Genomic DNA, 23155 nt, shown 5'->3' with positions numbered 1-23155 from the left:
GGTCGCGACTGGGCAATCGCGCAGCACTAGGGTGACGTACGTGAGTACCGCACCCGGCTACCAGTCCCCCACCGTCACCGTCTCCGCCACGCTGCCCAAGCGCGGCACCGGATCGACGGTGTTGATCGTGCCCGTCGTCACGGGCGACGACGACCAGGCGGCCGTCCTCGCCAACCCGTTCCTCGACGCCGAGGCGGTCGGCGAGATCGAAGTGGCTCTCGAGGCCCTCGGCGCCAAGGGCGGCACCGACCAGACGACGCGGGTGCTGGCCCCGTCGCTGCCGGTCGCGAGCGTGCTGGCGGTCGGGCTCGGCAAGCCCCGCGACGTGTGGCCCAGCGACGTGATCCGACGGGCAGCCGGGGTGGCGGCGCGATCACTCAGCGGCACCGAGAACGTCGTGACCACGCTCTCGGAAATCGACGTCGAGGCAGCGGTCGAGGGGCTCATCCTCGGCGCGTACCGGTTCAGTGAGTTCCGCAGCGCCAAGACGGCGCCGAAGGAACCCGGCCTGGCCAAGATCACGGTGCTGTCGACCGCGAAGGGCGCAAAGGCCGACGCGGTCCGTGGAACGAACGTCGCGACGGCCGTCGCCACGGCGCGCGATCTGGTCAACACCCCGCCGAGCCACCTCTTCCCGAGTGAATTCGCCAAGCGCGCAAAGGCTCTCGGCGAGTCGGTGGGCCTCGAGGTCGAGATTCTGGACGAGAAGGCCCTCGAGAAGGGAGGGTACGGAGGCATCGTCGGCGTCGGCAAGGGATCGTCACGCCCGCCGCGGCTGGTCCGGCTGACCTACCGCGGAGGCAAGTCGAAGAAGGCCAAGAAGGTCGCGCTCGTCGGCAAGGGCATCACGTTCGACACCGGCGGCATCTCGATCAAGCCCGCCGCCAACATGCATCAGATGACCTCCGACATGGGCGGAGCGGCGGCCGTGATCGCGACCGTCGTGCTGGCCGCCAAGCAGCAGCTACCCATCGACGTCATCGCCACGGTGCCGATGGCCGAGAACATGCCGTCGTCCACCGCTCAGCGGCCGGGCGACGTCCTCACCCAGTACGGCGGCATCACGGTGGAGGTGCTCAACACCGACGCCGAGGGGCGCCTCGTCCTGGCCGACGGCATCGTGCGGGCGTGCGAGGACGGCCCCGACTACCTCATCGAGACGTCGACGCTGACCGGAGCGCAGACGGTGGCCCTCGGCGGTCGCACGCCCGGCGTGATGGGCAACGATGAGTTCCGCGACCGCGTCGCCACGCTGTCGCATGCTGTCGGCGAGAACGCGTGGGCGATGCCACTGCCCGAGGAACTCAAGGACGATCTCAAGTCGACGATCGCCGACCTCGCGAACGTCAGCGCCTCCCGTTACGCGGGCATGCTGGTCGCGGGCGTCTACCTTCGCGAGTTCGTCGCCGACGGCGTGCAGTGGGCGCATCTCGACGTCGCGGGTCCGGCCTACAACACCGGCGGCCCGTGGGGCTACACGGGCAAGGGCGGCACCGGAGTCCCGACGCGCACCATGTTCGCGGTGCTCGAGGACATCTCACAAAACGGTTAGCGGAGAACGGCCAACGGCCTACATCACCTTGGCGCGAGCGGTGCTTCGAAGCACTTGCGGCGCGATCCGCGACGTGCCGTACAGCACGTATGCCTCCGGGGCGACCGGACGGATCGCCTTGCCCTTCTGGACGGACGACAGGATCGCCTTGGCGACCTTGTCGGGACCGTAGCGCCGCGCGGCGAACATCGCCTCGAGTTGCTTGCGGCGCCCGGCCACCTGGCCTCCGCGTCCGGCGGGCGCGTCGAATCGCGTGGTGTGAACGATGTTCGTGTTGATCACACCCGGACAGATCGTCGTCAGCCCGATGCCGGCCGCGCCGAGTTCGGCGCGCAGGCAGTCGGAGAACATGTACACCGCTGCCTTTGACGTGCAATAGGCGTTCATCGCCTGCAACGGCGAGTAGGCGGCCATCGACGACACGTTGACGACGTGGCCACCGGTGCCACGCTCCACGAGCCGCTTCGCGAACGCCCGGCAGCCATTGACCACGCCACCGAGGTTCACGTCGAGAACGCGGTCCCACTGCTCGGCGGGAGTGTCGAGGAACGATCCGGCGTGGCCGATGCCGGCGTTGTTCACCACGATGTCGGGGACCCCGTGCTCGGCGCAGATCCGATCGGCGAAGGCTTCGACGGCCGCGGCGTCGGAGACGTCGAGTACGTAGGAGTGGGCCACACCACCTCGGGCGATGACCAATCCCGCCGTCTCCTTCGCCGCGGCTTCGTCGACGTCGCTGATCACGACCTCGGCGCCCTCCTTGGCGAACGCCAGCGCCGTCTCGCGGCCGATGCCACTCCCGGCGCCGGTCACGGACACCAGGGTGTCCCCGAAGGTGGCGCGCGGCCTGCCGACCTGGGCGCGCCGCAGCGCACGGGCGGGCGCCGAGCCGCCGAGGAAGTCGACGAGCTCGGTCACCGACTGCGCGACGACCTGCGGATGAGACATTGGGACCCAGTGACCGGCCTTGACGTCGCGCCGCCACAGCCGCGAGACCCACCTGTCGGTCTCGTCGAAGACGTACGGGCGCACGAACGGGTCTTCCGTACCCACGATGAGCTGGACGGGCACGTCGACTCGGTGGTCGTTGCGCGCCGTGACGAGGGACCTGAGGTAGTTGGCCCGATACACCTTCATGCTGTTGACGGCATCGCCGACGAAGTCGGGTGAGTGATGCATCTGGTTGGCGGGGATACCTTCTCGTCGCAGCGTGCGCCCCAGCAGTCCGGCGCGGAAGAAGATGCGGACGAGCGCGGGCGCGAGGAACGGCACCGAGAACGCACCCATGTAGGTCAGCCGGAGCAACTGCGCGAGGGCGCGGGCGAACTGCCGTGGGCGGTACGGGCGCACGAGGTTGCCGACGACGAAGCGATTGAGGTGGTCGGCGCTCGGACCGGAGATCGACGTGAACGACGCGACGCGGTCACCGGCCACCGGTCGCGCGAGATACTCCCAGACCCCGGTCGAACCCCAGTCGTGCGCCAGCACGTGCACGGGTGCGTCCGGACTCACCGCGTGGACGACGGCGTCGAAGTCGTCTGCGTAGCGCGCCATGCTGTAGGACGAAAACGATTTGGGCACAGACGATTCGCCGACGCCACGGTTGTCGTAGCGGATGATGCGGTAGCGCTCCTCGAGCAACGGGACCACACCGTCCCAGACCGCGTGCGAGTCGGGCCAACCATGCACCATCACGATGGTGGGCCCGTCGGGGTTGCCCTGTTCGTACACGGCGATGCGGGCGCCATCGGCGCTCTCGGCGATTCCGTCGCTGGTTGTCATCGATGACATCGGACTCCTCAACGTCAGCCCTCTTCGAGTTCCCGTCTGAGCTCGCGGTTGCGTTCGATGCGCCGCCGCGCATCGAAGTCTCGCATCCGCTGCGGGTAGCCGATCTTCTGCACGTCGTAGACCGGGATGTGGAGTTTGTCGCTGAGCCGCCGGGCCCCCTTGTCGCCACCGGCGCGTCGCCTCGTCCACTCCCCGTCCGCGGCCACGAGCACCACGGTGACTTCGGTGACGGTGGTCTTCGGTTCGACGAATGCCTCGACACCCTGGTGCTCGGCAACCCACTGGCGCAGGTATTTCAGATCGGTGGCGGCGTCGCGGCCGTCGGAGGTGCGCTTGGAACCGCGACGACGAAACGTGTCGAACAGTCCCAACTCAACCCCACTCCCTTCGGTGCCGACACGAGCTGTCGGCAGTACCACCATCTTCAATGGTGCCAGAGGACGAAGTCGACACGTCTGCGACGACCGACCGGCGCAGACGTGACAGGATGGGGAGCGAGCATTTTCGACCCATGACGAGCCACCGTTCGAGGAGTCAAATCACATGGCCATCACCGTCCAGATGCCCGCACTCGGTGAGAGCGTCACCGAAGGGACCGTCACGCGATGGCTGAAACAAGAAGGCGACACCGTCGAGGTCGATGAACCGTTGCTCGAGGTTTCCACCGACAAGGTCGACACCGAGATCCCCTCGCCCGCCGCAGGCGTCCTCACCAAGATCATCGCCAACGAGGACGACACCGTCGAGGTCGGTGCTGACCTCGGCACGATCGGCGACGCGAGTGAGAGCGGCGGTGAGAGCGCTCCGGCAGCCGAGGAGAAGGCCGAGCCCCAAGCGGAACCAGAACCAGAGGCAGACCCCGAACCGGAACCCGAGCCAGAGCCAGAGCCCGCGGCGAAGGAAGAGTCGGCTCCCGCCTCACCGAGTTCCGGTGGAGGCGAGTCCACCTCGCTCGTGATGCCCGAACTGGGCGAGTCCGTCACCGAGGGCACCGTCACCCGGTGGCTCAAGAAGGTGGGCGACAGCGTCGAGGTCGACGACCCGCTGGTCGAGGTCTCCACCGACAAGGTCGACACCGAGATTCCGTCACCGGTCGCGGGCACGCTGCTGTCGATCACCGCCGACGAAGACGACACCGTCGCCGTCGGTGGTGAGCTGGCCAAGATCGGCGCCGAGGGCGCAGCGCCGAAGGCCGAAGAACCCGAGCCGGAACCCGAGCCCGCGCCGAAGGCCGAAGAGCCGAAGCCGGAACCAGAGCCCAAGCCGGAACCGAAGCCGGAGCCGAAGCCCGAAGCGGCACCGGCCGCGGAGGCACCCGCCGCGGATGGCAGCCCGTACGTGACGCCGTTGGTCCGCAAATTGGCTGGAGAGAACGGCGTCGACCTGGCCTCGGTCAAGGGCACCGGCGTTGGAGGTCGGATTCGCAAGCAGGACGTGCTCGCGGCGGCGGAGGCCAAGAAGACGCCCGCCCCGTCGGCGCCCGCTCCTGCGGCGGCCGAAGCCCCGGCGGCGAAGGCATCCGCGCCTGCGCCCGCGTTGGCCCACCTGCGCGGCACTACGCAGAAGGCCAACCGCATCCGTCAGATCACGGCCAAGAAGACGCGCGAATCTCTGCAGACGACAGCACAATTGACGCAGACTCACGAAGTCGACCTGACCAAGATCGTGGCGTTGCGCGCCCGCGCCAAGGCGACCTTCCAAGAGCGCGAGGGCGTCAACCTCACGTTCCTCCCGTTCTTCGCCGTCGCGGTGATCGACGCCCTCAAGGCGCATCCGAACGTGAACGCCAGCTACAACGAAGACTCCAAGGAGATCACCTACTACGACGCAGAGCACCTCGGCTTCGCGGTCGACACCGAACAGGGTCTGCTCTCCCCCGTGGTGCACAACGCGGGTGACCTGTCGCTGGGCGGTCTCGCGAGGGCGATCGCCGACATCGCGGCACGCGCCCGGTCGGGCAACCTCAAGCCCGACGAGTTGTCCGGCGGCACGTTCACGATCACCAACATCGGTAGCCAGGGCGCACTGCTCGACACCCCGATCCTGGTACCGCCGCAGGCCGCGATGCTGGGCACCGGCGCCATCGTCAAGCGTCCGCGCGTCGTGGTCGACGAGAACGGCAACGAGTCGATCGGCGTGCGGTCGGTGTGCTACCTGCCGCTGACCTACGACCACCGACTCGTCGACGGAGCGGATGCCGGGCGCTTCCTGACGACCATCAAGCGGCGCCTCGAAGAAGGAGCGTTCGAGGCCGACCTCGGACTGTAGAGCCAGTGCGAAACTCCGTCATCGCGATTGCGGGTTCCTCGGGACTGATCGGTTCGGCGCTGACGTCGGCACTACGGGCGGCGGACCATCGGGTGCTGCGGCTGGTGCGACGGGCTCCGTCGAGCGCCGACGAGGTCTTCTGGAACCCGGACACCGGCGAGTTCGACGCGAGTGCCCTGCGAGGTGCCGACGCGGTGGTCAACATGTGCGGCGTCGGCGTCGCAAACAACCGATGGTCCGGGGCATTCAAGCAGAGTCTCCGCGACAGCCGGATCGGTCCCACCGAGGTGTTGTCGCGCGCCGTCGTGGAGGCCGGGGTGCCGATTCTCGTCAATTCGAGCGCGGTGGGTTACTACGGCGACGCGTCTGACCGAGTCATCGACGAGTCGGCGCCCGCGGGCACGGGCTTCCTCGCGACGCTGTGCGAGGACTGGGAAGCAGCCACGGAAACCGCCAGCACCGCCGGCGTCCGGGTGGTGATGATGCGCACCGGCCTGGTGCTGTCGCCGTCCGGCGGCATGCTGGCCCGTCTCAAGCCGATCTTCTCGCTGGGGCTGGGCGCCCGGTTGGGGAACGGCCGCCAGTACATGCCGTGGATCAGCCTGGAGGACGAGGTGCGCGCGCTGCTGTTCGCGATCGGACACGATGAGCTCGCGGGGCCGGTCAACGGGACGGGACCTGCGCCGGTGACAAACGCCGAGTTCACCGCCGCGTTCGGCCGGGCGGTCAACAGGCCGACGCCCATCCTGGTCCCGGGGTTCGCCCTGCGCGCTGTGCTCGGCGAGTTCGCCGACGAGGGGTTGCTCGGTGGGCAACGCGCGATTCCCGCGGCCCTCGAGCGGGCCGGATTCGACTTCCACCACAACACCATCGGCGAGGCGATGAACTATGTCACCGCGCCCAATGGGTCCTAGGACGCGTAGCGTCGACGTCATGGCGGCAGCATCCGTCCGGTCGGCGGACACCGAGATCGAGGTGCGGCGGCTCGGCTCCGTCGACTACCTCGGCGCCTGGCAGATGCAACGCGAACTGTCCGACGCCCGCATCGCCGGAGGGCCCGACACGCTGCTGCTCCTCGAGCATCCGCCCGTCTACACGGCGGGCAGGCGCACCGAAACCCATGAGCGACCGGTCTCGTCCGGCCCGTCGGGCATCCCCGTCGTCGACACCGACCGCGGCGGCAAGATCACCTGGCACGGACCCGGCCAGTTGGTCGGCTACCCCATCATCGGCCTGGCCCAGCCGCTGGACGTGGTGAAGTTCGTTCGCCGGCTGGAGGATTCGCTGATCGCGGTATGCGCCGGCCTCGGTCTCACCACCGGCCGCGTCGATGGCCGGTCGGGAGTGTGGCTGCCCGCCGACGAACGGCGGCCGGCCCGCAAGGTCGCCGCGATCGGCATCAGGGTGGCGCGGGCAACCACCCTGCACGGGTTCGCCCTCAACTGTGACTGTGATCTCTCGGGGTACACCTCGATCGTCCCCTGCGGGATCTCCGACGCAGGTGTGACGTCGCTGACCGCCGAACTCGGCCGTCGGATCACCGTGGATGACGTGGCGGACGCGGTCGGGCAAGCGGTCCGAGACGCGCTCGACGGTCGTTCGGCGCTAGCATTTGTGAAGTGAGCGTCGAACCTCGATCCGAGATTGCCGGGCTGCCGGTTTCTTCCAGTGGGCGCAAGTTGTTGCGCCTCGAGGTCCGCAACGCCGAGGTCCCGATCGAGCGCAAGCCCCCGTGGATCAAGACCAAGTTGAAGATGGGCCCGGAGTACACCGAGCTCAAGTCGCTGGTTAAGCGTGAGGGTCTGCACACCGTCTGCGAAGAGGCGGGCTGCCCCAACATCTACGAGTGCTGGGAGGACCGCGAGGCGACCTTCCTCATCGGCGGAGAGCAGTGCACGCGGCGGTGTGACTTCTGCCAGATCGACACGGGCAAACCTGCGGAGTTGGACCGCGACGAGCCGCGGCGCGTTGCCGAGAGCGTGCAGGCGATGGGCCTGCGCTACTCGACGGTCACCGGCGTCGCCCGCGACGACCTACCCGACGGTGGCGCGTGGCTGTACGCCGAGACCGTTCGCCAGATCAAGGCGATGAACCCGAACACCGGCGTGGAGTTGCTGATCCCCGACTTCAACGCCATTCCCGAACAGCTCGAGACGGTGTTCGAGACGCGTCCGGAAGTGTTGGCGCACAACGTCGAAACGGTTCCGCGGATCTTCAAGCGAATCCGCCCGGCGTTCCGATACGAGCGCAGCCTTGCAGTGATCACCGCGGCCCGCGACTACGGCCTGGTGACCAAGAGCAACCTGATCCTCGGCATGGGTGAGACACCCGAAGAGGCGCGGACCGCACTGGTCGACCTGCGCGAGGCGGGGTGCGACATCATCACCATCACGCAGTACCTGCGGCCGACGGTTCGCCACCACCCGGTGGAGCGGTGGGTCACACCCGACGAGTTCGTCGAGCACGCGAAGTTCGCCGAGGGGCTCGGGTTCCCCGGGGTCCTGGCCGGACCGCTGGTGCGATCCTCCTACCGAGCGGGCAAGTTGTACGCAGCGGCAGCGCAGCTGCGGAATCCCAGCAGCCCACCCGTATCCTGATCCGATGGCGAAGACTCGCAATACCGGTGCCGACAAGGCCGCCAAGGCCGAGGCGAAGGCCGCGCGCAAGGCCGCATCGAAGGAGCGCCGGAGTCAGCTCTGGCAGGCGTTCCAGATCCAACGCAAGGAGGACACCCGACTCCTCCCGTACATGATCGGTGCCTTCGTGCTGATCGTCGCGGCAGCGGTGGCGGCGGGCGTCCTGAGCGGCAGCACCTTCACGATGGTGACCCTGATTCCGCTCGGCGTCGTGCTCGGCCTCCTAGTGGCGTTCATCATCTTCGGCCGCCGGGCGCAGAAGTCGGTCTACCGGAAGGCGGAGGGACAGACCGGCGCGGCCGCCTGGGCCCTGGACAACCTGCGCGGCAAATGGCGGGTCACTCCCGGCGTCGCTGCGACCGGACACTTCGACGCGGTGCACCGGGTGATCGGTAGGCCCGGCGTGATCTTCGTCGGCGAGGGCTCGGCCACGCGGGTCAAGCCACTGCTTGCTCAGGAGAAGAAGCGGACGGCGCGGCTCATCGGCGACACTCCGATCTACGACGTCGTCGTGGGCAATGGCGAGGGCGAGGTGCCGCTGGCCAAGCTGGAGCGGCACCTGACCAAGTTGCCTGCCAACATCACGGTCAAGCAGATGGACGCGCTGGAGTCACGGCTCGCGGCCCTGGGCTCGCGCATGGGCCCCGCGGCCATGCCGAAGGGACCGTTGCCGTCGGGTGCGAAGATGCGCGGCGTGCAGCGCACGGTGCGCAGGAAGTAGCGCTACCGCCGCACGATGGCCGTGCCGGTCAGCCGGTCCTGGAAGCCGCGACCGTCGGCATCGGTGAACAGCGCCGGTATTACGAAGGCGACGAGAAGTCCACGGCAGAGGGCACGACCGAGACCGACGTGCATCCGATGGTCGACGGACGCCACCCGAACTCCCGCGGCGTACTGACCCGGCGTGAAGCCGAACAGCCGGACCGACAGCACTCCGAGCACCAACCAGACACCCATCACCGCGGTGGAGCCGATCTGCGAGCCGAAGAATCGCTCTGAGCTGACGAGGCCGAAGGTGACGGCCAGGCTCGCCAGTCCGTAGGCGATGAACCAGTCGAGTATCAAGGCGACGATCCGCCGGCCCACACCAGACAGCGCGCCGGGACCTGCAGGCGGCAGACCGAGGCGTTGACCGGGAAATTCGTTGGGTCCCTGGGTGGCGTCGCCGGCTTCGAACGGCGGCGGGCCGGATAGCCAGGAACCAAAGGTACGGGCCATGAGAACCAGCATAGGACGGGCACTCGCCGGCGCGACTGCGTAACGTCCGCGCAACATGCGTTTCACCGCCGCGCAATATGGTGTACCTAGCGTCGAACGGCGGATCACCAGTCAAAGGAGAATTCTCAGTGGCAGAAAAGACTGCAGACGACATCTTCAAGCTGATCAAGGACGAAAACGTCGAGTACGTCGACATTCGGTTCTGCGATCTCCCCGGTGTCGTTCAGCACTTCTCTATCCCGGCCTCGGCATTCGACGAGAGTGTGTTCGAGGATGGCCTGGCATTCGACGGTTCGTCGGTGCGCGGCTTCCAGTCCATCCACGAATCCGACATGATGCTGCTGCCGGATCCCGAGACCGCGCGCATCGATCCCTTCCGCGCTGCCAAGACGTTGAACCTCAGCTTCTTCGTCCACGACCCGTTCACCCGCGAGGCGTATTCGCGCGACCCGCGCAACGTGGCCCGAAAGGCGGAGAACTACCTCGCCAGCACCGGCATCGCCGACACCTGCTTCTTCGGTGCGGAAGCAGAGTTCTACATCTTCGACTCCGTGACGTTCGACTCCAAGATCAACGGCACGTCCTACGAGGTGGACTCCGAATCCGGCTGGTGGAACACGTCCGAACCGTACGAGGCCGACGGCAGCCCGAACCTGGGGTACAAGGTGCGACCCAAGGGTGGTTACTTCCCGGTCGCTCCGTACGACCACTACGTCGACCTGCGCGACGAGATGGCGACCAACCTGCAGAACGCCGGTTTCGTCCTGGAGCGTGGGCACCACGAGGTGGGTACCGCCGGACAGGCCGAGATCAACTACAAGTTCAACACGCTGCTGGCCGCCGCCGACGACGTCCTGCTGTTCAAGTACATCACCAAGAACACGGCGTGGAAGAACGGCAAGACCGTCACCTTCATGCCCAAGCCGCTGTTCGGCGACAACGGCTCCGGCATGCACGCCCACCAGTCGTTGTGGAAGGACGGCAAGCCGCTGTTCCACGACGAATCGGGCTATGCCGGACTATCCGATCTGGCCCGCCACTACATCGGCGGCATCCTGCACCACGCGCCGTCGCTGCTGGCGTTCACCAACCCGACGGTCAACTCCTACAAGAGGCTGGTTCCGGGCTACGAAGCACCGATCAACCTGGTCTACAGTCAGCGCAACCGGTCGGCGTGCGTCCGCATCCCGATCACCGGCAACAACCCGAAGGCCAAGCGCCTCGAGTTCCGCTGCCCCGACAGCTCGGGCAACCCGTACCTCGCCTTTGCGGCGATGCTGATGGCCGGCATCGACGGGATCAAGAAGAAGATCGAGCCTTTGGCGCCCGTCGACAAGGACCTCTACGAGCTTCCCCCGGACGAGGCCGCCAACATTCCGCAGGCACCGACGTCGCTGTCGGCGGTCATCGACCGCCTCGAGGAGGATCACGAATACCTCACTGAAGGTGGGGTTTTCACCGAGGACCTGATCGACACCTGGATCTCGTACAAGCGCGAGAACGAGATCATGCCCATCCAGATCCGGCCGCACCCCTACGAGTTCGCGCTGTACTACGACGTATGAGCTGAAAGCCCGCTCGAGCGCTTAAAAAACTGGAGGCGTGCGCGTATGGTCAGCCCATGACGACCAACCTGGATGCTCGACTCGCGAGCTATTCCTCCCCCGTTCTGAGCGCATTCCGCATCATCTTTGGTCTGCTGTTCGCACTGCACGGCTCGATGAAGCTGTTCGGCTGGCCGCTGGGCGCCTCAATCCCGATCGGTACATGGCCGGGATGGTGGGCCGGCCTCATCGAGCTCGTCGCGGGCCTGCTGATCCTGGTCGGGCTGTTCACCCGCATCGCGGCATTCGTCGCGTCGGGTGAGATGGCGTTCGCCTACTTCTACCAGCACTGGCCGCCGCTGTCGGGCGGGCCGACGACCAGTTTCTGGCCGTTCGACCCCCAGACGGGCGGCAACGGCGGCGAGCTGGCGATCATGTTCTGTTTCGCCTTCCTGTTGTTGGCGACCATGGGGGCCGGCACCCTATCGGTCGACGGCCGCCGCCGCGGTGCGGGCGTGGGAGCGCCGGCCCGGCGGTTCAGCCGTCGTGACGACGTCGGGACGGGCACCGTGACGCAACGCCGTCGGGTCGACACGGTTGATGAAGCGCCTCGCCGCCGTTTCCTCGACCGCTTTCGCCGCTAGCCGTCCAGCGCGAGGTCCTTGCGGAAGCGCTTCATGCCGTCGATCTTCTCGGCGGTGGTGGCACTCGGTCCCGCATAGAACACCCAAGGCATCGTCAGGATATGGGTGATGCCCGCCGCCTCGGCCCGCTCGTAGTCGGGGACGGTCAACGCGTCGGTGAGCAGGGTCAGGATGGTGAATCCGTGGCGCCGGAGCCTCGCCGTGCAGGGCCGTCGCCAACCCGTCCGGACACCCGAGCCTCACACGCATTCCAGCAGCGCACCGTCGGTCTCTCCGAGGACTCCGATGGTGGCGTATGGACGAACCCGGCCGGTAACTGGATCCGTTGCTGCGCAGACGATTCCGCATTGCTCCTTGTCGACCCGCCGGGCGATCACCGGCGACCGGTCCAGTAGTGCCAGCCCGGCCTCGACCACGTGGGCCGACGTGATCGCCTCGAGGGAGTCGGCCGCCGATCCGCGACGAACGATGGACGACATCGCCTGCTCGACCACCGCGCGGGCAGCGCCGTTGGGTATCTCCGCGTGGTGCCAGGCCCGCATCGTCACGCGCATGGCCGCGCAGTCGTCATGACCGAGAACGACGATCAACGGCAGCTCGAGGGTGTCGACCGCGTACTCCATCGAGGCAAGGACGCCATTGTCGATGACATGGCCCCAGGTGCTGACGTTGAGCAACGAACCCCAGCTTTGGCCGAACACCATCTCGCTCGCCACGCCGGCATCCGCACAACGGAACACCACGGCGGCCGGACGCTCGGACGGCATCTCCGCCCGGCGGGAGCGAATCGGCACGAAGGAAGACTCATTGCCTATCCGCAGTCTTTGCCAAGTGTTTGAGGGGTTGGACATGACGGTGATCCCTTCGGTGGGGTGAGTCGGGTCAACTGAAGTAGTCGGGGCGGCTGACGTAGGTCTCCGTAACGAACATCACCCCCGGTGAGGCGTCGAGCAGCGGACGCAGCCCGGCGAGCAGGGGTTGGACCTTCGACTCGGGCACCACGGTGATGAGAAGTTCCAGCGTCGCCTGCTGGTTGAACAACAGGCGGCCCTGGTGGTAGCCGTGGTGGCCGAGTCCCGACACTCCCGACACACTCGTGTAGCCGGTGGCGCCGACGCTCTGGATCAGCTCGCGAACTGCCGGCGCATCACTGCCGGCGACCACCACCTCGATCTTGGTCATCTTGGTAAGTTCAGGTGTCGTCATCGAACGGCCTCCTCGTCGGGAATGTCTGCGGTGGAGCGGGTTTCGAACCACGAGCGCCACCCTGCGGTGGTCCAGCGCTGCCAGGGCTGCTCGGGGGCGGCTCGAGCGGCGACACCGACCCAGTCGTTTCCGAACAGATGCTGCAGGATCGGGTTGCGGTCGATCACGGTGTCGATGCGCTCCAGCGGTGCCTGGATCGCCGCCAGCAGCCGCAGCGGCTCGTGCCGCAGCCGATCGCCGTCCGCGACCGACTGCCAGGGCAGCCCGAGCCGCAGATCCCCGCTGTGGCCGGCCAGCACACCGACCGTTCCGACGACGTTGTGGATGGTCTTGGTGCCGGCTCCGAACACCTCCGGTGCGACCGTCGAGAAGTAGTACTGGCAGTTGATCCACTGCGCGACCACCAGTGGTGCGGTGAGGATCGTTTCGAGCGCGGTTCCGTCGGGGTCGACGTCGGCGTCGTAGGAATGCAGGAACACCCGCCGGTGCAGGTCGACACCCCGGGAGATATCGCGCGGTGCGATGACGAATGCGGCGTTGCCGGCCAGTCCCCACTCGGGATACACCTGCGCCCAGTCGACGCTTCGGCCTGCGACGTGGCGCGCCGCCCGGCGCGGTGCCGTCACCCGCCTCGCCCCGGGCAGTACCGCGCAGCGTTCCGCGGCCAGTGCCGCGCCGGCTGCGGCCAGGTCGGTGCTGAGCCGACGCACATCGTCGAGATGGCCGGCTGGGATCAGGTGGTAATCCAGGATGCTCACCCGGTCGGTCGCGGTGTCATGTTGAGCGGCGAGGAAGTACGTGTGCTCCGGGATGTCGATGCCGATTCCGCGCAACTCCCCGCGCACCTCGGCCTGGTTGAGGATCGCCGCGGCGGTGCGGGCGTTCGGCCCGCCCGCCTGTCCACCGCACGCACCGCAGTCCAGCGCCGCCTGGTACGGGTTGTTCTCCGTCGCGCTACCGTGGCCGCAGAGCACCACCAGCCGGCCGAATCCGCGGACCAGGCCCATCGTCCTCAGCGCCACCTGGGCGAACAGCGCCCGCTCGGTCAGTGGCATGGTGTCGACGTCGAGGACCGCGGGGGTGGGCGGCGCCACCAGGCTGTGCAGCCGCCGCCGGATGCCCGCACTGATCGCGGGGGTGAAGGTCTTGGCCGCCGACAGCGGTGCCGCTGCCCAGCCGGCGGCCTCGGCAAGCGCGAACGGCGCCGCAGCGGACTCTTTGGCGGTGTGGAATGCCGACTCGGCGCCGGCCAGGCTTTGCGCACCGGCCAGCTGGCGGGCCGCCGCGGCGGCGGCCTGTGGCGCCGGCTCCTCGCGGATCTGGTGACTGGGCGAGATCAGCACCGGGCACAAATCGCTGGCCGCACCGCCGAGCAGGTCGGTGAATCGGATGGCGACCGCGAAGAAGCCGGCGAACCCGAGGGTCCGGTAGCCGTCCAGCGATTCGAGATGGCGACGAAGACCCTCGGAGCGGGTGTCGATACAGCTCACCAGCTGGGTGTGGGCGGGCCCGGGATCATGGGCCGGACCACGACTCAGCCCGGCGAGCAGACCGTCGCGGTAGTGCCCCTCGAAAGCGTTCTGCCAGAGGATTTCTCGCGCCGGTACCGGCAGTGCGGTGAGCACCCGGGCAGCGGCCGCCAACTCGGTCTCGCTCACCTGCTCCAGTCCCCAGACATCAACCAGATGCGCGGCCCGCTCGCGTGCCGAGGGGATGTGCGGGGCAACCTCGTCGACGGTGCGGTGCCGACGATGGTGGCGCAACAGCACCGACTCGTAGGTCAGGCGGACCGCGAGGTACTCGAGCAGATCGACGCCCATTCCCCGGCTTCCGCACCACTGCACGTGCGCAGCCCAGCCGGGCAGCCGGGTGAGGTGCGCCTGCAGATAAGTGATGCGAGCGTCGTCGTCGACTCCCAGCGCGGACAGCGCGGACAGGGCGGCATCGTCAGCACGATCGGCGGCGGCCCGCAGATCCGCTCGCGCCGCACGGGGCAACGACGGATCGCTGGGCGCCAGTGCCCGCCAGGCGGAGAAGAACCCCGCCTCGCGTCCGGGCATCGGCCACGCGCCGGCACCGAAGAACGCCGAGCACCACTTGGCCGCCTGGGTATCGACGGTGGCGGCGACGTCCGGGGCCACCTGCTCGCAGCGTATCCGGTAGCGGCGCAACGGTTCCGGCGCGGTGCTGCCATGCATCAGGTCACCGCGTACCAACTCCACCGGGGTGAACTCGCGGTGACCGAGGCGCACGGTCGGCCGGTCGAGCAAATTCGGGTAGCGGCGGGTGAGCGCCTCGTCGAGGTCGGCGTCGGTGATCCGGCCCTCGCGATGCAACTCGCGGAAAGTCCGCTCGCCCAAGGTGCCCCGGGCGCCGTACAGGTCGCCCGAGCGCCGGATCGCCTGCTCGAACGGCGTGGTCTCCAGACCGGCAAGTGGGTTCACCGCGATGAAGGTTTCCAGGGGGTAATGGGTGGGCAGCACCCGTGCGGCCAGCGTGATGTCGCTGCGCAATCGCGCTCGGCGGGTGTCGAGGCTTGCGGTGAGTTCGGTGGTGGTCACGAACGGGCTCCTGTCAGTCGATCGGGCCGCGACGATGGGATGTGACCGGCGGTCAGCACCCGCGCGTACACGGCGCGGTGCAGCCGGCCCGGCGTCCACCGCAGCACTGCCACGCAGCCCAGCACGCCGACGGCCGCGGCGGTGACCAGCCAGGCGGTGACGGAGGCCGGTACCGCGGTCGGCAGGGCCGGAGCCAGGAACCCGCTGACCGCACTGATCAGCCCGACGTAGCCGAGGGAGACCGGCACCAGGACTGCGCCCGCCGTCAGCGTGCCGCCGGCGCCCGGGCGGCGCCGCAGCCAACCCCAGGTCACGGCGGCGCCGGTCACCCCGGCGAAGATCAGCAGCGCATGCTCGGCGGCGTGGTCGCCGGCGGGCAGCGGGATCGCCAGTACCGCCGCGTAGAGGGCGGCGGCGGGCAGGGTGACCGCGATGATCGCGTTGATCACCGCCACCCGGCGCGCCACCGGGCGCGCGGGTGGGCGTGCTGCCAGCCGACGGTGGTGCGCGATGGCGGATCCCGAGGACAGGAACAGCGTGGCCTTGTAGAACCCGTGAGCGACGAGATGGAACACCGCCGCCGCCCAGAGCCCCAGCCCGCAGGTCAGGATCATGAAGCCCATCTGGGCCATCGTCGAATGTGCAAGGGCCCCTTTGATATCCGGCTTGACCAGCATGATGGCCGCGCCGTAGACCATGGTGGCGGCGCCGGCCAGGATCGTCAGTCCGCGGGCCAGGTCACCGGCCACCAGCGGGCTCAGCCGGATCAGCAGGATGCCCCCGGCGTTGACCACACCGGCGTGCAGCAGGGCCGAGACCGGGGTCGGCGCCGCGAGGGTGGCCGGCAGCCACCGGTGGAACGGAATCTGGGCCGACCGCGACAACGCCGCCGCGACGATGAGACACGCCACCACCGGCAGCACCGGCCCGGCCGGCGCTGCGGGGTCGATGGCGCGCAGGTCTACCGTGCCCCACTGGGCGGTGGCCAGTGCGACCGCGATCCACAGCGCCAGGTCGCCGAGCAGGAAGGCCGCGGCGGTGCGCCGCACTCCGTCGCGCGCGGCGGGCAGGTGCCAGTACGTGCCCAGCAGCAGGCACAGTGCGGCACCCGCAACGGTCCAGGCAACCGCGAGACCGACCAACGTGGTCGCCGTCATCAGCCCCGCGGACGCCGCGGTCAGCAGACTCGCTCCGGAGGTGAACCACGCGGCGCGGGGATCACCCGCGAGGTAGCGCACCGCGAATGACTGGACGATGGCGCTGACCCCGAACACGAGAAGCAGCATCACCGCGCCGAGCCGGTCGGCCGACACGGCCAGAACCCCGATCACCGCCGAGACGTCGGCATCGCGGCCCGCCCGTACGGTGAGGACGACCGCGCCGATGAATCCGAGGCCCGCCGTCAGTGCACCGACCTGACCCACCAGCCGCGGCCGGCGCTTCCCGATTGCCAGGGCCGCCGGCGCGATCAACGCTGGAACCGCCAGCATCGCCCCCAGCACCACGCTCAACATGCGACACAAATTACATGTTTTCTATTACGTGTGTCAAGCTTCCGGTATCGCTTGGCCACGGGCGGTCGTCCTACACCCACGCGTCGTGTTTCCGGTCATCGCAGCCCGCAACTGCACTTCCGGCGTCGCGGAGTGGACGTTTCTGACCAATCACGCCCATGCCCTGCTGTGCATCGCCCAGGATCGAGAGTTCCGACTGCGCGACGTGGCCGAGCGGGTGGGCCGACGCAACTACTACCGGATCCGGGACGACCGGCCGTTGCGACATCCAGTGGAACGTGGTCACCGCATCGGCGACATCCTCGCGGTCCTGCACGACCACGAGGGAGCCGACGGGGTGGCTTGACGGCGGAGCCTACGGCGACAATCAGTCGTCGAGTGCCAAATCCTTGCGGAAGCGCCTCATGCCGTCGATCTTCTCGGCCGTCGTGGCGTTCGGCCCCGTGTAGAACATCCACGGCATCGTCAGGACGTGGGTGATGCCCGCGGCCTCGGCGCGCTCGTAGTCGGGAATGGTCAGCGCGTCGGTGAGCGGGGTCAGGATGGTGAATCCGTCCATGGTGAAGCCCTTTTCGGCGCGGAGCTCACGCAGGCGCAGAGCACTCGCAACGGCCCGGTCGGTGCTGATCAGATCGCCGATCCACCCGTCGTTGCGCGCGGCTCGACGCAGCGCGACGTCGCTGAGTCCGCCGACGTAGATCGGGATGCGCGGCGGAGTGGGTTCCATCTCGAGGCGGGGTGCCTGGTAGAACTCGCCGTCGAACTCCGTCCACCCCGGCTCCCAGAGCGCACGGAGGAGCTCGAGCATCTCGTCGGTGCGCTTGCCGCGCCGGTCGAAACGCTGGCCCATCAGCGTGAACTCTTCCTCGCACCACCCGACGCCGATACCCAGTTCCACCCGTCCGCCAGCCAGATATGCCGCCGTGCCAACGGCTTTCGCCACCGAGTACGGATCTCGCATGCCGGGGATGTACACCGTCGTGACGAAGTGCAGCCGTTCGGTGACCTGGGCCAGCGCCCCGATCAGCACCCACGGGTCAGGCCAGTCGGTGAACGGCTGCCAGCGGCGTTCACCGTCCTTCGTGTACGGGTAGGGCGTGGCCAGCTTCTCGAGGTTGACGACGTGGTCGGGGATGCCGAAGCCGTCATAACCGAGATCGTCTGCTGCCTTGGCCAATTCGACGACTTCGCGGGTCTCCAGGAACGCGGGGCTGACGTAGAACTTCATCCGGCGTCTCGTGCCCACGCCGGTCGGATGAACACGCCGTCGGCCTCCACACTCCAGCCGTCGGCGTTGCCGAGGTAGCCACGCGCATACGTCTTGATGCCCTCGCTCCTTTCGATGAACGCCTCGGCGCGCAGCGGGCCGAGTGGCGTGCCACGCAGGTAGCGAAGCGTGATGGTGCCGGTGAACAATGGCTTGGTCAGTGCGTCGCTGGCGACCTCTCCGAGGATGTGGTCCAGGACGAGGGCGCAGATCCCACCGTGAACCAGACCAGGTGGACCCTCGTATGCCAGACCGAGTTCGAACTCGGCCCAGCACCGCCCGCCGTCCTCGTGGTGGATGTCCATCGGCGGAGCGATTGCATTGCGCAGTCCCACCGCGGGATTGGCCCAGGCAAGGGGTCGCCCGGTATCCGCGTGTCGCAACGTCGACGTCTTGTTCCGCTGCGCACTGCGGAGCCTTTCGGTGACCCCTTCGATGGCGGCTTGGGCTTCCCGCACGGTGGCCTCGTCGACGTCGGTGCGAATGCCCGCATCGATCAGGTCACGCACGGCATTGGTCAACGGTCCGTGCGGCGCACGCTGCCGCTCGTATTCGTCGGCACTGATGAGGTCGAACGGAGAGTCCATGGTCATTCGCCGAAGACCCTGCGTACCACCGTCTTCGCGCGACGGGTCACCCGCAGGTAGTTGTCGAGGAACTCGCCGCCGTCGCTGTTTGCCCAACCCGCCGCCGCCGCCACCGCGTTGAGTTGACGCCCCGGCCCCGGCAGTTGGTCGGTCGGTTTGCCGCGGACGAGCACCAATGCGTTGCGCGCCCGCGTCGCGGTGAGCCACGCCTGCCGAAGTAGGTCGACGTCGCCCTCGGCGATGAGTTCTGCGCCGCCGATGGCGTTGAGGGTGTCCAGCGTGGAGGTGCTGTGCAAGGCCGGAATCTGGTGCGCGTACCGGAGTTGGAGCAGCTGGACCGTCCACTCGACGTCGGCGAGGCCGCCGCGCCCCAGCTTGGTGTGCGTGTTCGGATCAGCGCCACGCGGCAGACGCTCGGCGTCGATGCGCGCCTTCAGACGCCGAATCTCCAGCACCGCTTCGGCGGACACGCCGCCGGGCGGGTATCGGGTCTTGTCGACCATCAGCAGGAAGCGGAGACCGAGATCCTCGTCGCCCGCGACGCGGTGTGCCCGCAGCAGCGCCTGGACCTCCCACGTCTGTGCGAACCGGGCGTAGTACGCCGCGTACGAGCCGAGCGTGCGCACCAGCGGCCCGCTGCGTCCCTCGGGTCGCAGATTGGTGTCGACTTCGAGCGGCGGGTCCGCGCTTGGGGTGCCCAACAACGCGCGCACCTGCTCGGCGACGGTGACCGACCACTTCACCGCAACGGATTCCTCGACGTCGCCGACCGGTTCGCAGACGAACATCACGTCGGCATCGGAGCCGTAGCCCAACTCGCCGCCGCCCAACCTGCCCATGCCGATGACCGCGATCCGCGCCAACGGACCGCCGGCAGGCGTGTTCGCCCGGACCACCACGTCCAAGGCGGCATGCAGCACGGCAACCCACACCGAGGTCAACGCCCGGCAGACGTCGGTGACCTCGAGCATCCCCAACAGGTCGGCCGACGCGACGCGCGCCAACTCGCGACGACGCAGCGTCCTCGCCGCCGCGATCGCGCGCAGTGGCTCGTCGTGCCGACCGGCCGACGCGACCAGCGCCCGGGCCAGACCGTCCGGTTCGACCTCGAGCAACTTCGGTCCCGCGGGCCCGTCGGCGTACTGCCGGATCACCTCGGGCGCACGCATCAACAGCTCGGGAATGAACGCCGAGGTGCCGAGTACGCGCATCAGCCGCTTGGCGACGGCGCCCTCGTCGCGCAGCGAGGCCAGGAACCAGCGCTGGTCGGCGAGTTCGTCGCTGATGCGACGGTAGGCCAGCAGCCCGGCATCCGGATCGGGAGTATCGGACAGCCAGTCCAACAGCGTCGGCAGCAGCACCTGCTGAACCCGCCCGCGCCTGCCACTGCTACCGGTCAGTGCGGCCAGGTGTGTCAGCGCGCTCTGCGGTCCTTCGTATCCCAGTGCGGCGAGCTGACGTTCGGCCGCCGCCGGCGACATGCTCGGGGAGAACTCGACGGCGGCGCCGTCGACGGACTCCAGTAGCGGTTGGTAGAACAGCTTGGCGTGCAGGCGTGACACCCGCAGGCTCTGGCGCTTGAGTTCCTCCCGCAGCACGCCGAGCGCATCGTGCTGGCCGTCGGGGCGCATGTGCGCCGCGCGGGCCAGCCACCGCATCGCCTCTTCGTCATCGGGCTCGGGGAGCATGTGAGTGCGCTTGAGCCGCTGCAGTTGCAGGCGGTGTTCGAGCAGCCGCAGGAACTCGTACGACGCGGTGAGGTTGGCGGCGTCGTCCCGCCCGACGTACCCGCCCGCCCCCAGCGCGGCGATCGCGTCGACCGTCGACGTCACCTGTAGCGATTCGTCGTTGCGGCCGTGGACGAGTTGCAGCAGCTGCACCGCGAACTCGACGTCGCGCAGCCCTCCCGTGCCCAGCTTGATCTCGCGCGCCCTGACGCCGGCGGGCACCAGCTCCTCGACGCGCCGACGCATCGACTGGACCTCGGAGACGAAGTCCTCCCGCTCGCACGCCGCCCACACCATCGGCTTCAGCGCCGCCATGTACTGCTCGCCCAATTCGGCGTCACCGACCGCCAGGCGTGCCTTCAACAGTGCTTGGAACTCCCAGGTCTTGGCCCACCGCTCGTAGTACGCCACGTGGGACTCCAACGTGCGGACGAGCTGACCCTGCTTGCCCTCGGGCCGCAGCGCGGCGTCGACCTCGAAGAAGGCGTCGTCGGCGAACCGCATCATCTCGCCGGCGACCCTGGTGCTGATCGCGTCAGCCTGCTCCGCGACGAAGATGACGTCGACGTCGCTGACATAGTTCAGTTCGCGCGCCCCGCACTTGCCCATGGCGATGACCGCCAGCCGGGGCCGCGGCGCGTCGTCCTTGCAGACGGTCCTGGTGGCGACGATGAGCGCCGCACCCAGCGCCGCATCGGCGAGGTCGGCGAGGTGCTCCCCCACGGTCGGGAACGTCAGCACGGGTTCGTTCTCGACCGTCGGAGCGACGTCCAGCGCGGCCAACACCAGCAACCGATCGCGGTAGAGGATGCGCAGATCGCTTGCCTCCGAACACTTCTCGGCCTTCTCGGCGAAGACGCGACGCAGTTCGGCGGCGCTCGGCAGGGATACGGTGCCCGCCAGCAGGTGCCACGAACGCGGTTGTGCGACGAGGTGGTCGCCGAGCGCCATCGACGAGCCGAGCACACCGAACAGTCGACCACGCAGCCCGCGGTCCTTGACCAGAGCGCGGTTCAGCTCGTCCCAGTCCTCGTCGAGCGCATCGGCGAGCCGCACCATCGTCCGCAGGGCGGTGTCGGCGTCGGGGGCGCGGGACAACGACCACAACAGCTCGACGTGGGTGTCGGTGTTCCAAGCCAACCGGTCCAGATCCGCTCGGGCGGGTGGTTCGACCAGCCCCAGCCTGCCGACGCTGGGCAACGTCGGTCGTTGCGTCGCGGGTTTGGCCACGGCACGACGTTATCGCACCGACCTACGGAGCCTGGCCTACAGAGACAGGTACGCCTTCAGCTCGTACGGCGTGACGTTGCTGCGGTAGGTCTCCCATTCGGCGCGCTTGTTGCGCAGGAAGAAGTCGAAGACGTGCTCGCCGAGCGCTTCGGCGACCAGTTCGGAGTTCTCCATCTCGCCGAGGGCGACGCCGAGGCTGCCCGGCAGTTCCTTGTAACCCATGGCGCGGCGTTCCTCGGGGGTCAGAGTCCAGACGTTGTCCTCGGCCTGCGGCCCGAGCACGTAGTTCTTCTCGACACCGCGCATGCCCGCCGCCAAGAGAACGGCGAAGGCCAGATACGGGTTGCAGGCCGAATCGGGGCTTCGGACCTCGATGCGTCGTGACGACGCCTTGCGCGGCGTGTACATGGGCACCCGGACGAGGGCGGACCGGTTGGCCGCACCCCAGGAGGCTGCGGTCGGCGCCTCGCCGCCGTGGACCAACCGCTTGTACGAGTTGACCCACTGATTGGTGACGGCGCTGATCTCGCTGGCGTGCTCGAGGATTCCGGCGATGAACGACTTGCCGACTGCCGACAGCTGTAGCGGGTCGTCGGGAGTGTGGAAGGCGTTGGTGTCACCCTCGAACAGGCTCATGTGGGTGTGCATCGCCGAGCCGGGGTACTCGCTGAACGGCTTGGGCATGAAGGACGCGCGCACGCCCTCGTTGAGCGCAACCTCCTTCACGACGTATCGGAACGTCATCACGTTGTCGGCCATCGACAGGGCGTCGGCGTAACGCAGGTCGATCTCCTGCTGGCCCGGCGCGCCCTCGTGGTGGCTGAACTCCACCGAGATGCCCATCGCCTCCAGCGCGTCGATCGCGTGGCGACGGAAGTTGGGCGCCGAGTCGTGTACGGCCTGGTCGAAGTAGCCGCCGTTGTCGGCGGGTACGGGTTCGGAGCCGTCGTACGGGCCGGGCTGCAGCAGGAAGAACTCGATTTCCGGGTGTACGTAGCAGGAGAAGCCGAGATCGCTCGCCTTGGCCAGCTGCCGTCGGAGCACGTGCCGCGAGTCCGCCCAGGAGGGTGATCCGTCGGGCATGGTGATGTCGCAGAACATTCGGGCGGAGTGGTGTTTGCCCCCGCTCGTCGTCCACGGCAGCACCTGGAAGGTGGACGGATCGGGGCGGGCGACGGTGTCGGATTCCGACACCCGGGCAAAGCCCTCGATCGACGAACCGTCGAAACCGATGCCCTCTTCGAACGCACCCTCTAATTCAGCCGGCGCGATCGCGACGGACTTGAGGTATCCGAGCACGTCGGTGAACCACAGCCGCACGAACCGAATGTCACGCTCCTCGAGCGTCCGGAGCACGAATTCCTTCTGCCGATCCATGTGCGAAGCGTAGGCACCGGCTGTTAATTCCGT

At 68.1% G+C, this 23155-nt stretch carries 20 protein-coding genes and 1 pseudogene; 9 read left to right on the top strand and 12 right to left on the bottom strand.

The genetic code is table 11. The features are described 5' to 3' along the window. Positions 1-40: 40 nt before the first annotated feature. The gene (locus VET27_RS15885; RefSeq protein WP_526519759.1) at positions 41-1552 is read left to right on the top strand and encodes a leucyl aminopeptidase; all 1512 of its coding nucleotides are present in this window, start codon (positions 41-43) and stop codon (positions 1550-1552) included. An 18-nt stretch (positions 1553-1570) separates the two neighbouring features. Here the strand turns inward: VET27_RS15885 and VET27_RS15880 are convergent, their stop codons facing one another. Together VET27_RS15880 and VET27_RS15875 are read right to left on the bottom strand one after the other, a co-directional pair. After that, complete coding sequence (locus tag VET27_RS15880; RefSeq protein WP_526519757.1) at positions 1571-3334, bottom strand: SDR family oxidoreductase; 1764 nt, start codon at positions 3332-3334, stop codon at positions 1571-1573. Between the two features lie 23 nt (positions 3335-3357). After that, on the bottom strand, positions 3358-3714 hold the full coding sequence (locus VET27_RS15875; protein WP_526519755.1) for an oxidoreductase: 357 nt from the start codon (positions 3712-3714) through the stop codon (positions 3358-3360). Positions 3715-3886: 172 nt separating this feature from the next. Here VET27_RS15875 and sucB point away from each other — a divergent pair, with 172 nt between their 5' ends. Genes sucB through VET27_RS15850 form a run of 5 tightly spaced genes read left to right on the top strand, consistent with a single transcriptional unit; the run spans position 3887 to position 8968 of the window. Next, positions 3887-5611, top strand: a complete 1725-nt coding sequence (gene sucB, locus VET27_RS15870) for a 2-oxoglutarate dehydrogenase, E2 component, dihydrolipoamide succinyltransferase (RefSeq protein WP_526519753.1) — start codon at positions 3887-3889, stop codon at positions 5609-5611. A gap of 5 nt (positions 5612-5616) precedes the next feature. Continuing rightward, positions 5617-6525 carry a TIGR01777 family oxidoreductase gene (locus tag VET27_RS15865; protein WP_526519751.1) on the top strand — a complete coding sequence of 303 codons (909 nt, stop codon included), beginning with the start codon at positions 5617-5619 and terminating at the stop codon, positions 6523-6525. A gap of 19 nt (positions 6526-6544) precedes the next feature. Further along, on the top strand, positions 6545-7234 hold the full coding sequence (lipB, locus tag VET27_RS15860; protein ID WP_526519749.1) for a lipoyl(octanoyl) transferase LipB: 690 nt from the start codon (positions 6545-6547) through the stop codon (positions 7232-7234). Next, complete coding sequence (gene lipA, locus VET27_RS15855) at positions 7231-8208, top strand: lipoyl synthase (RefSeq protein WP_526519747.1); 978 nt, start codon at positions 7231-7233, stop codon at positions 8206-8208. The genes lipB and lipA overlap by 4 nt, the downstream gene beginning before the upstream one ends. Positions 8209-8212: 4 nt before the next feature. Next, complete coding sequence (locus tag VET27_RS15850; RefSeq protein WP_526519745.1) at positions 8213-8968, top strand: DUF4191 family protein; 756 nt, start codon at positions 8213-8215, stop codon at positions 8966-8968. 2 nt (positions 8969-8970) lie between these two features. Here VET27_RS15850 and VET27_RS15845 read toward each other — a convergent pair whose 3' ends face one another. Continuing rightward, positions 8971-9465 carry an RDD family protein gene (locus VET27_RS15845; RefSeq protein WP_526519743.1) on the bottom strand — a complete coding sequence of 165 codons (495 nt, stop codon included), beginning with the start codon at positions 9463-9465 and terminating at the stop codon, positions 8971-8973. A gap of 128 nt (positions 9466-9593) precedes the next feature. On the opposite strand from VET27_RS15845, the gene glnA (VET27_RS15840) reads away from it, so the two are divergent. Together glnA (VET27_RS15840) and VET27_RS15835 are read left to right on the top strand one after the other, a co-directional pair. After that, positions 9594-11030, top strand: coding sequence for a type I glutamate--ammonia ligase (glnA, locus tag VET27_RS15840; RefSeq protein ID WP_526519741.1), 1437 nt, complete (start codon positions 9594-9596; stop codon positions 11028-11030). Positions 11031-11086: 56 nt separating this feature from the next. Next, positions 11087-11653: a DoxX family protein gene (locus VET27_RS15835; RefSeq protein ID WP_526519739.1), complete on the top strand. Its 567-nt coding sequence runs from the start codon at positions 11087-11089 to the stop codon at positions 11651-11653. Here the strand turns inward: VET27_RS15835 and VET27_RS15830 are convergent. The 5 genes and pseudogenes from VET27_RS15830 to VET27_RS15810 all read right to left on the bottom strand — a co-directional run. Continuing rightward, positions 11650-11832 (bottom strand): annotated as a pseudogene (locus tag VET27_RS15830) (LLM class F420-dependent oxidoreductase); the annotation flags it as partial. The gene VET27_RS15835 and the pseudogene VET27_RS15830 sit on opposite strands and share 4 nt — an antisense overlap. Before the next feature lie 60 nt (positions 11833-11892). Continuing rightward, positions 11893-12447, bottom strand: coding sequence for a carbonic anhydrase (locus VET27_RS15825; RefSeq protein WP_526519737.1), 555 nt, complete (start codon positions 12445-12447; stop codon positions 11893-11895). Between the two features lie 88 nt (positions 12448-12535). Continuing rightward, positions 12536-12859, bottom strand: a complete 324-nt coding sequence (locus VET27_RS15820) for a P-II family nitrogen regulator (RefSeq protein WP_526519735.1) — start codon at positions 12857-12859, stop codon at positions 12536-12538. Beyond that, positions 12856-15420 (bottom strand): putative inorganic carbon transporter subunit DabA, encoded by a 2565-nt coding sequence (locus VET27_RS15815; RefSeq protein ID WP_526519733.1) that lies wholly within the window; start codon positions 15418-15420, stop codon positions 12856-12858. The genes VET27_RS15820 and VET27_RS15815 overlap by 4 nt, the downstream gene beginning before the upstream one ends. Next, positions 15417-16934, bottom strand: coding sequence for a proton-conducting transporter transmembrane domain-containing protein (locus VET27_RS15810; RefSeq protein ID WP_526519731.1), 1518 nt, complete (start codon positions 16932-16934; stop codon positions 15417-15419). The genes VET27_RS15815 and VET27_RS15810 overlap by 4 nt, the downstream gene beginning before the upstream one ends. Positions 16935-17019: 85 nt before the next feature. Here VET27_RS15810 and VET27_RS15805 point away from each other — a divergent pair, with 85 nt between their 5' ends. Next, complete coding sequence (locus VET27_RS15805; RefSeq protein WP_526519729.1) at positions 17020-17280, top strand: hypothetical protein; 261 nt, start codon at positions 17020-17022, stop codon at positions 17278-17280. Between the two features lie 21 nt (positions 17281-17301). Here VET27_RS15805 and VET27_RS15800 read toward each other — a convergent pair whose 3' ends face one another. Genes VET27_RS15800 through glnA (VET27_RS15785) form a run of 4 tightly spaced genes read right to left on the bottom strand, consistent with a single transcriptional unit; the run spans position 17302 to position 23122 of the window. Then, the gene (locus VET27_RS15800) at positions 17302-18162 is read right to left on the bottom strand and encodes a TIGR03619 family F420-dependent LLM class oxidoreductase (protein WP_526519727.1); all 861 of its coding nucleotides are present in this window, start codon (positions 18160-18162) and stop codon (positions 17302-17304) included. Continuing rightward, positions 18159-18788, bottom strand: coding sequence for a PaaI family thioesterase (locus VET27_RS15795; protein ID WP_526519799.1), 630 nt, complete (start codon positions 18786-18788; stop codon positions 18159-18161). The genes VET27_RS15800 and VET27_RS15795 overlap by 4 nt, the downstream gene beginning before the upstream one ends. 2 nt (positions 18789-18790) lie before the next feature. Continuing rightward, complete coding sequence (locus VET27_RS15790) at positions 18791-21745, bottom strand: bifunctional [glutamine synthetase] adenylyltransferase/[glutamine synthetase]-adenylyl-L-tyrosine phosphorylase (RefSeq protein ID WP_526519725.1); 2955 nt, start codon at positions 21743-21745, stop codon at positions 18791-18793. Between the two features lie 36 nt (positions 21746-21781). Beyond that, entirely contained in the window at positions 21782-23122 is a 1341-nt protein-coding gene (gene glnA / locus VET27_RS15785) for a type I glutamate--ammonia ligase (protein WP_526519723.1), read from the bottom strand. Positions 23123-23155 lie beyond the last annotated feature (33 nt).

The organism is Mycobacterium sp. (genome assembly GCF_035633495.1).
Taxonomy (GTDB): Bacteria; Actinomycetota; Actinomycetes; order Mycobacteriales; family Mycobacteriaceae; genus Mycobacterium.
Note: the sequence above shows the minus strand (reverse complement) of the source record. Positions and strands in the feature narration are given on the sequence as shown.

What these genes read in the sequence shown, in the direction of transcription:
- VET27_RS15880 (WP_526519757.1), bottom strand. Translation starts at nt 3,334, where the DNA reads ATGACAACCAGCGACGGAATCGCCGAGAGCGCCGATGGCGCCCGCATC.
- sucB (WP_526519753.1), top strand. Translation starts at nt 3,887, where the DNA reads ATGGCCATCACCGTCCAGATGCCCGCACTCGGTGAGAGCGTCACCGAA.
- lipB (WP_526519749.1), top strand. Translation starts at nt 6,545, where the DNA reads ATGGCGGCAGCATCCGTCCGGTCGGCGGACACCGAGATCGAGGTGCGG.
- VET27_RS15850 (WP_526519745.1), top strand. Translation starts at nt 8,213, where the DNA reads ATGGCGAAGACTCGCAATACCGGTGCCGACAAGGCCGCCAAGGCCGAG.
- VET27_RS15845 (WP_526519743.1), bottom strand. Translation starts at nt 9,465, where the DNA reads ATGGCCCGTACCTTTGGTTCCTGGCTATCCGGCCCGCCGCCGTTCGAA.
- VET27_RS15835 (WP_526519739.1), top strand. Translation starts at nt 11,087, where the DNA reads ATGACGACCAACCTGGATGCTCGACTCGCGAGCTATTCCTCCCCCGTT.
- VET27_RS15820 (WP_526519735.1), bottom strand. Translation starts at nt 12,859, where the DNA reads ATGACGACACCTGAACTTACCAAGATGACCAAGATCGAGGTGGTGGTC.
- VET27_RS15810 (WP_526519731.1), bottom strand. Translation starts at nt 16,934, where the DNA reads ATGTTGAGCGTGGTGCTGGGGGCGATGCTGGCGGTTCCAGCGTTGATC.
- VET27_RS15800 (WP_526519727.1), bottom strand. Translation starts at nt 18,162, where the DNA reads ATGAAGTTCTACGTCAGCCCCGCGTTCCTGGAGACCCGCGAAGTCGTC.
- VET27_RS15795 (WP_526519799.1), bottom strand. Translation starts at nt 18,788, where the DNA reads ATGGACTCTCCGTTCGACCTCATCAGTGCCGACGAATACGAGCGGCAG.
- glnA (WP_526519723.1), bottom strand. Translation starts at nt 23,122, where the DNA reads ATGGATCGGCAGAAGGAATTCGTGCTCCGGACGCTCGAGGAGCGTGAC.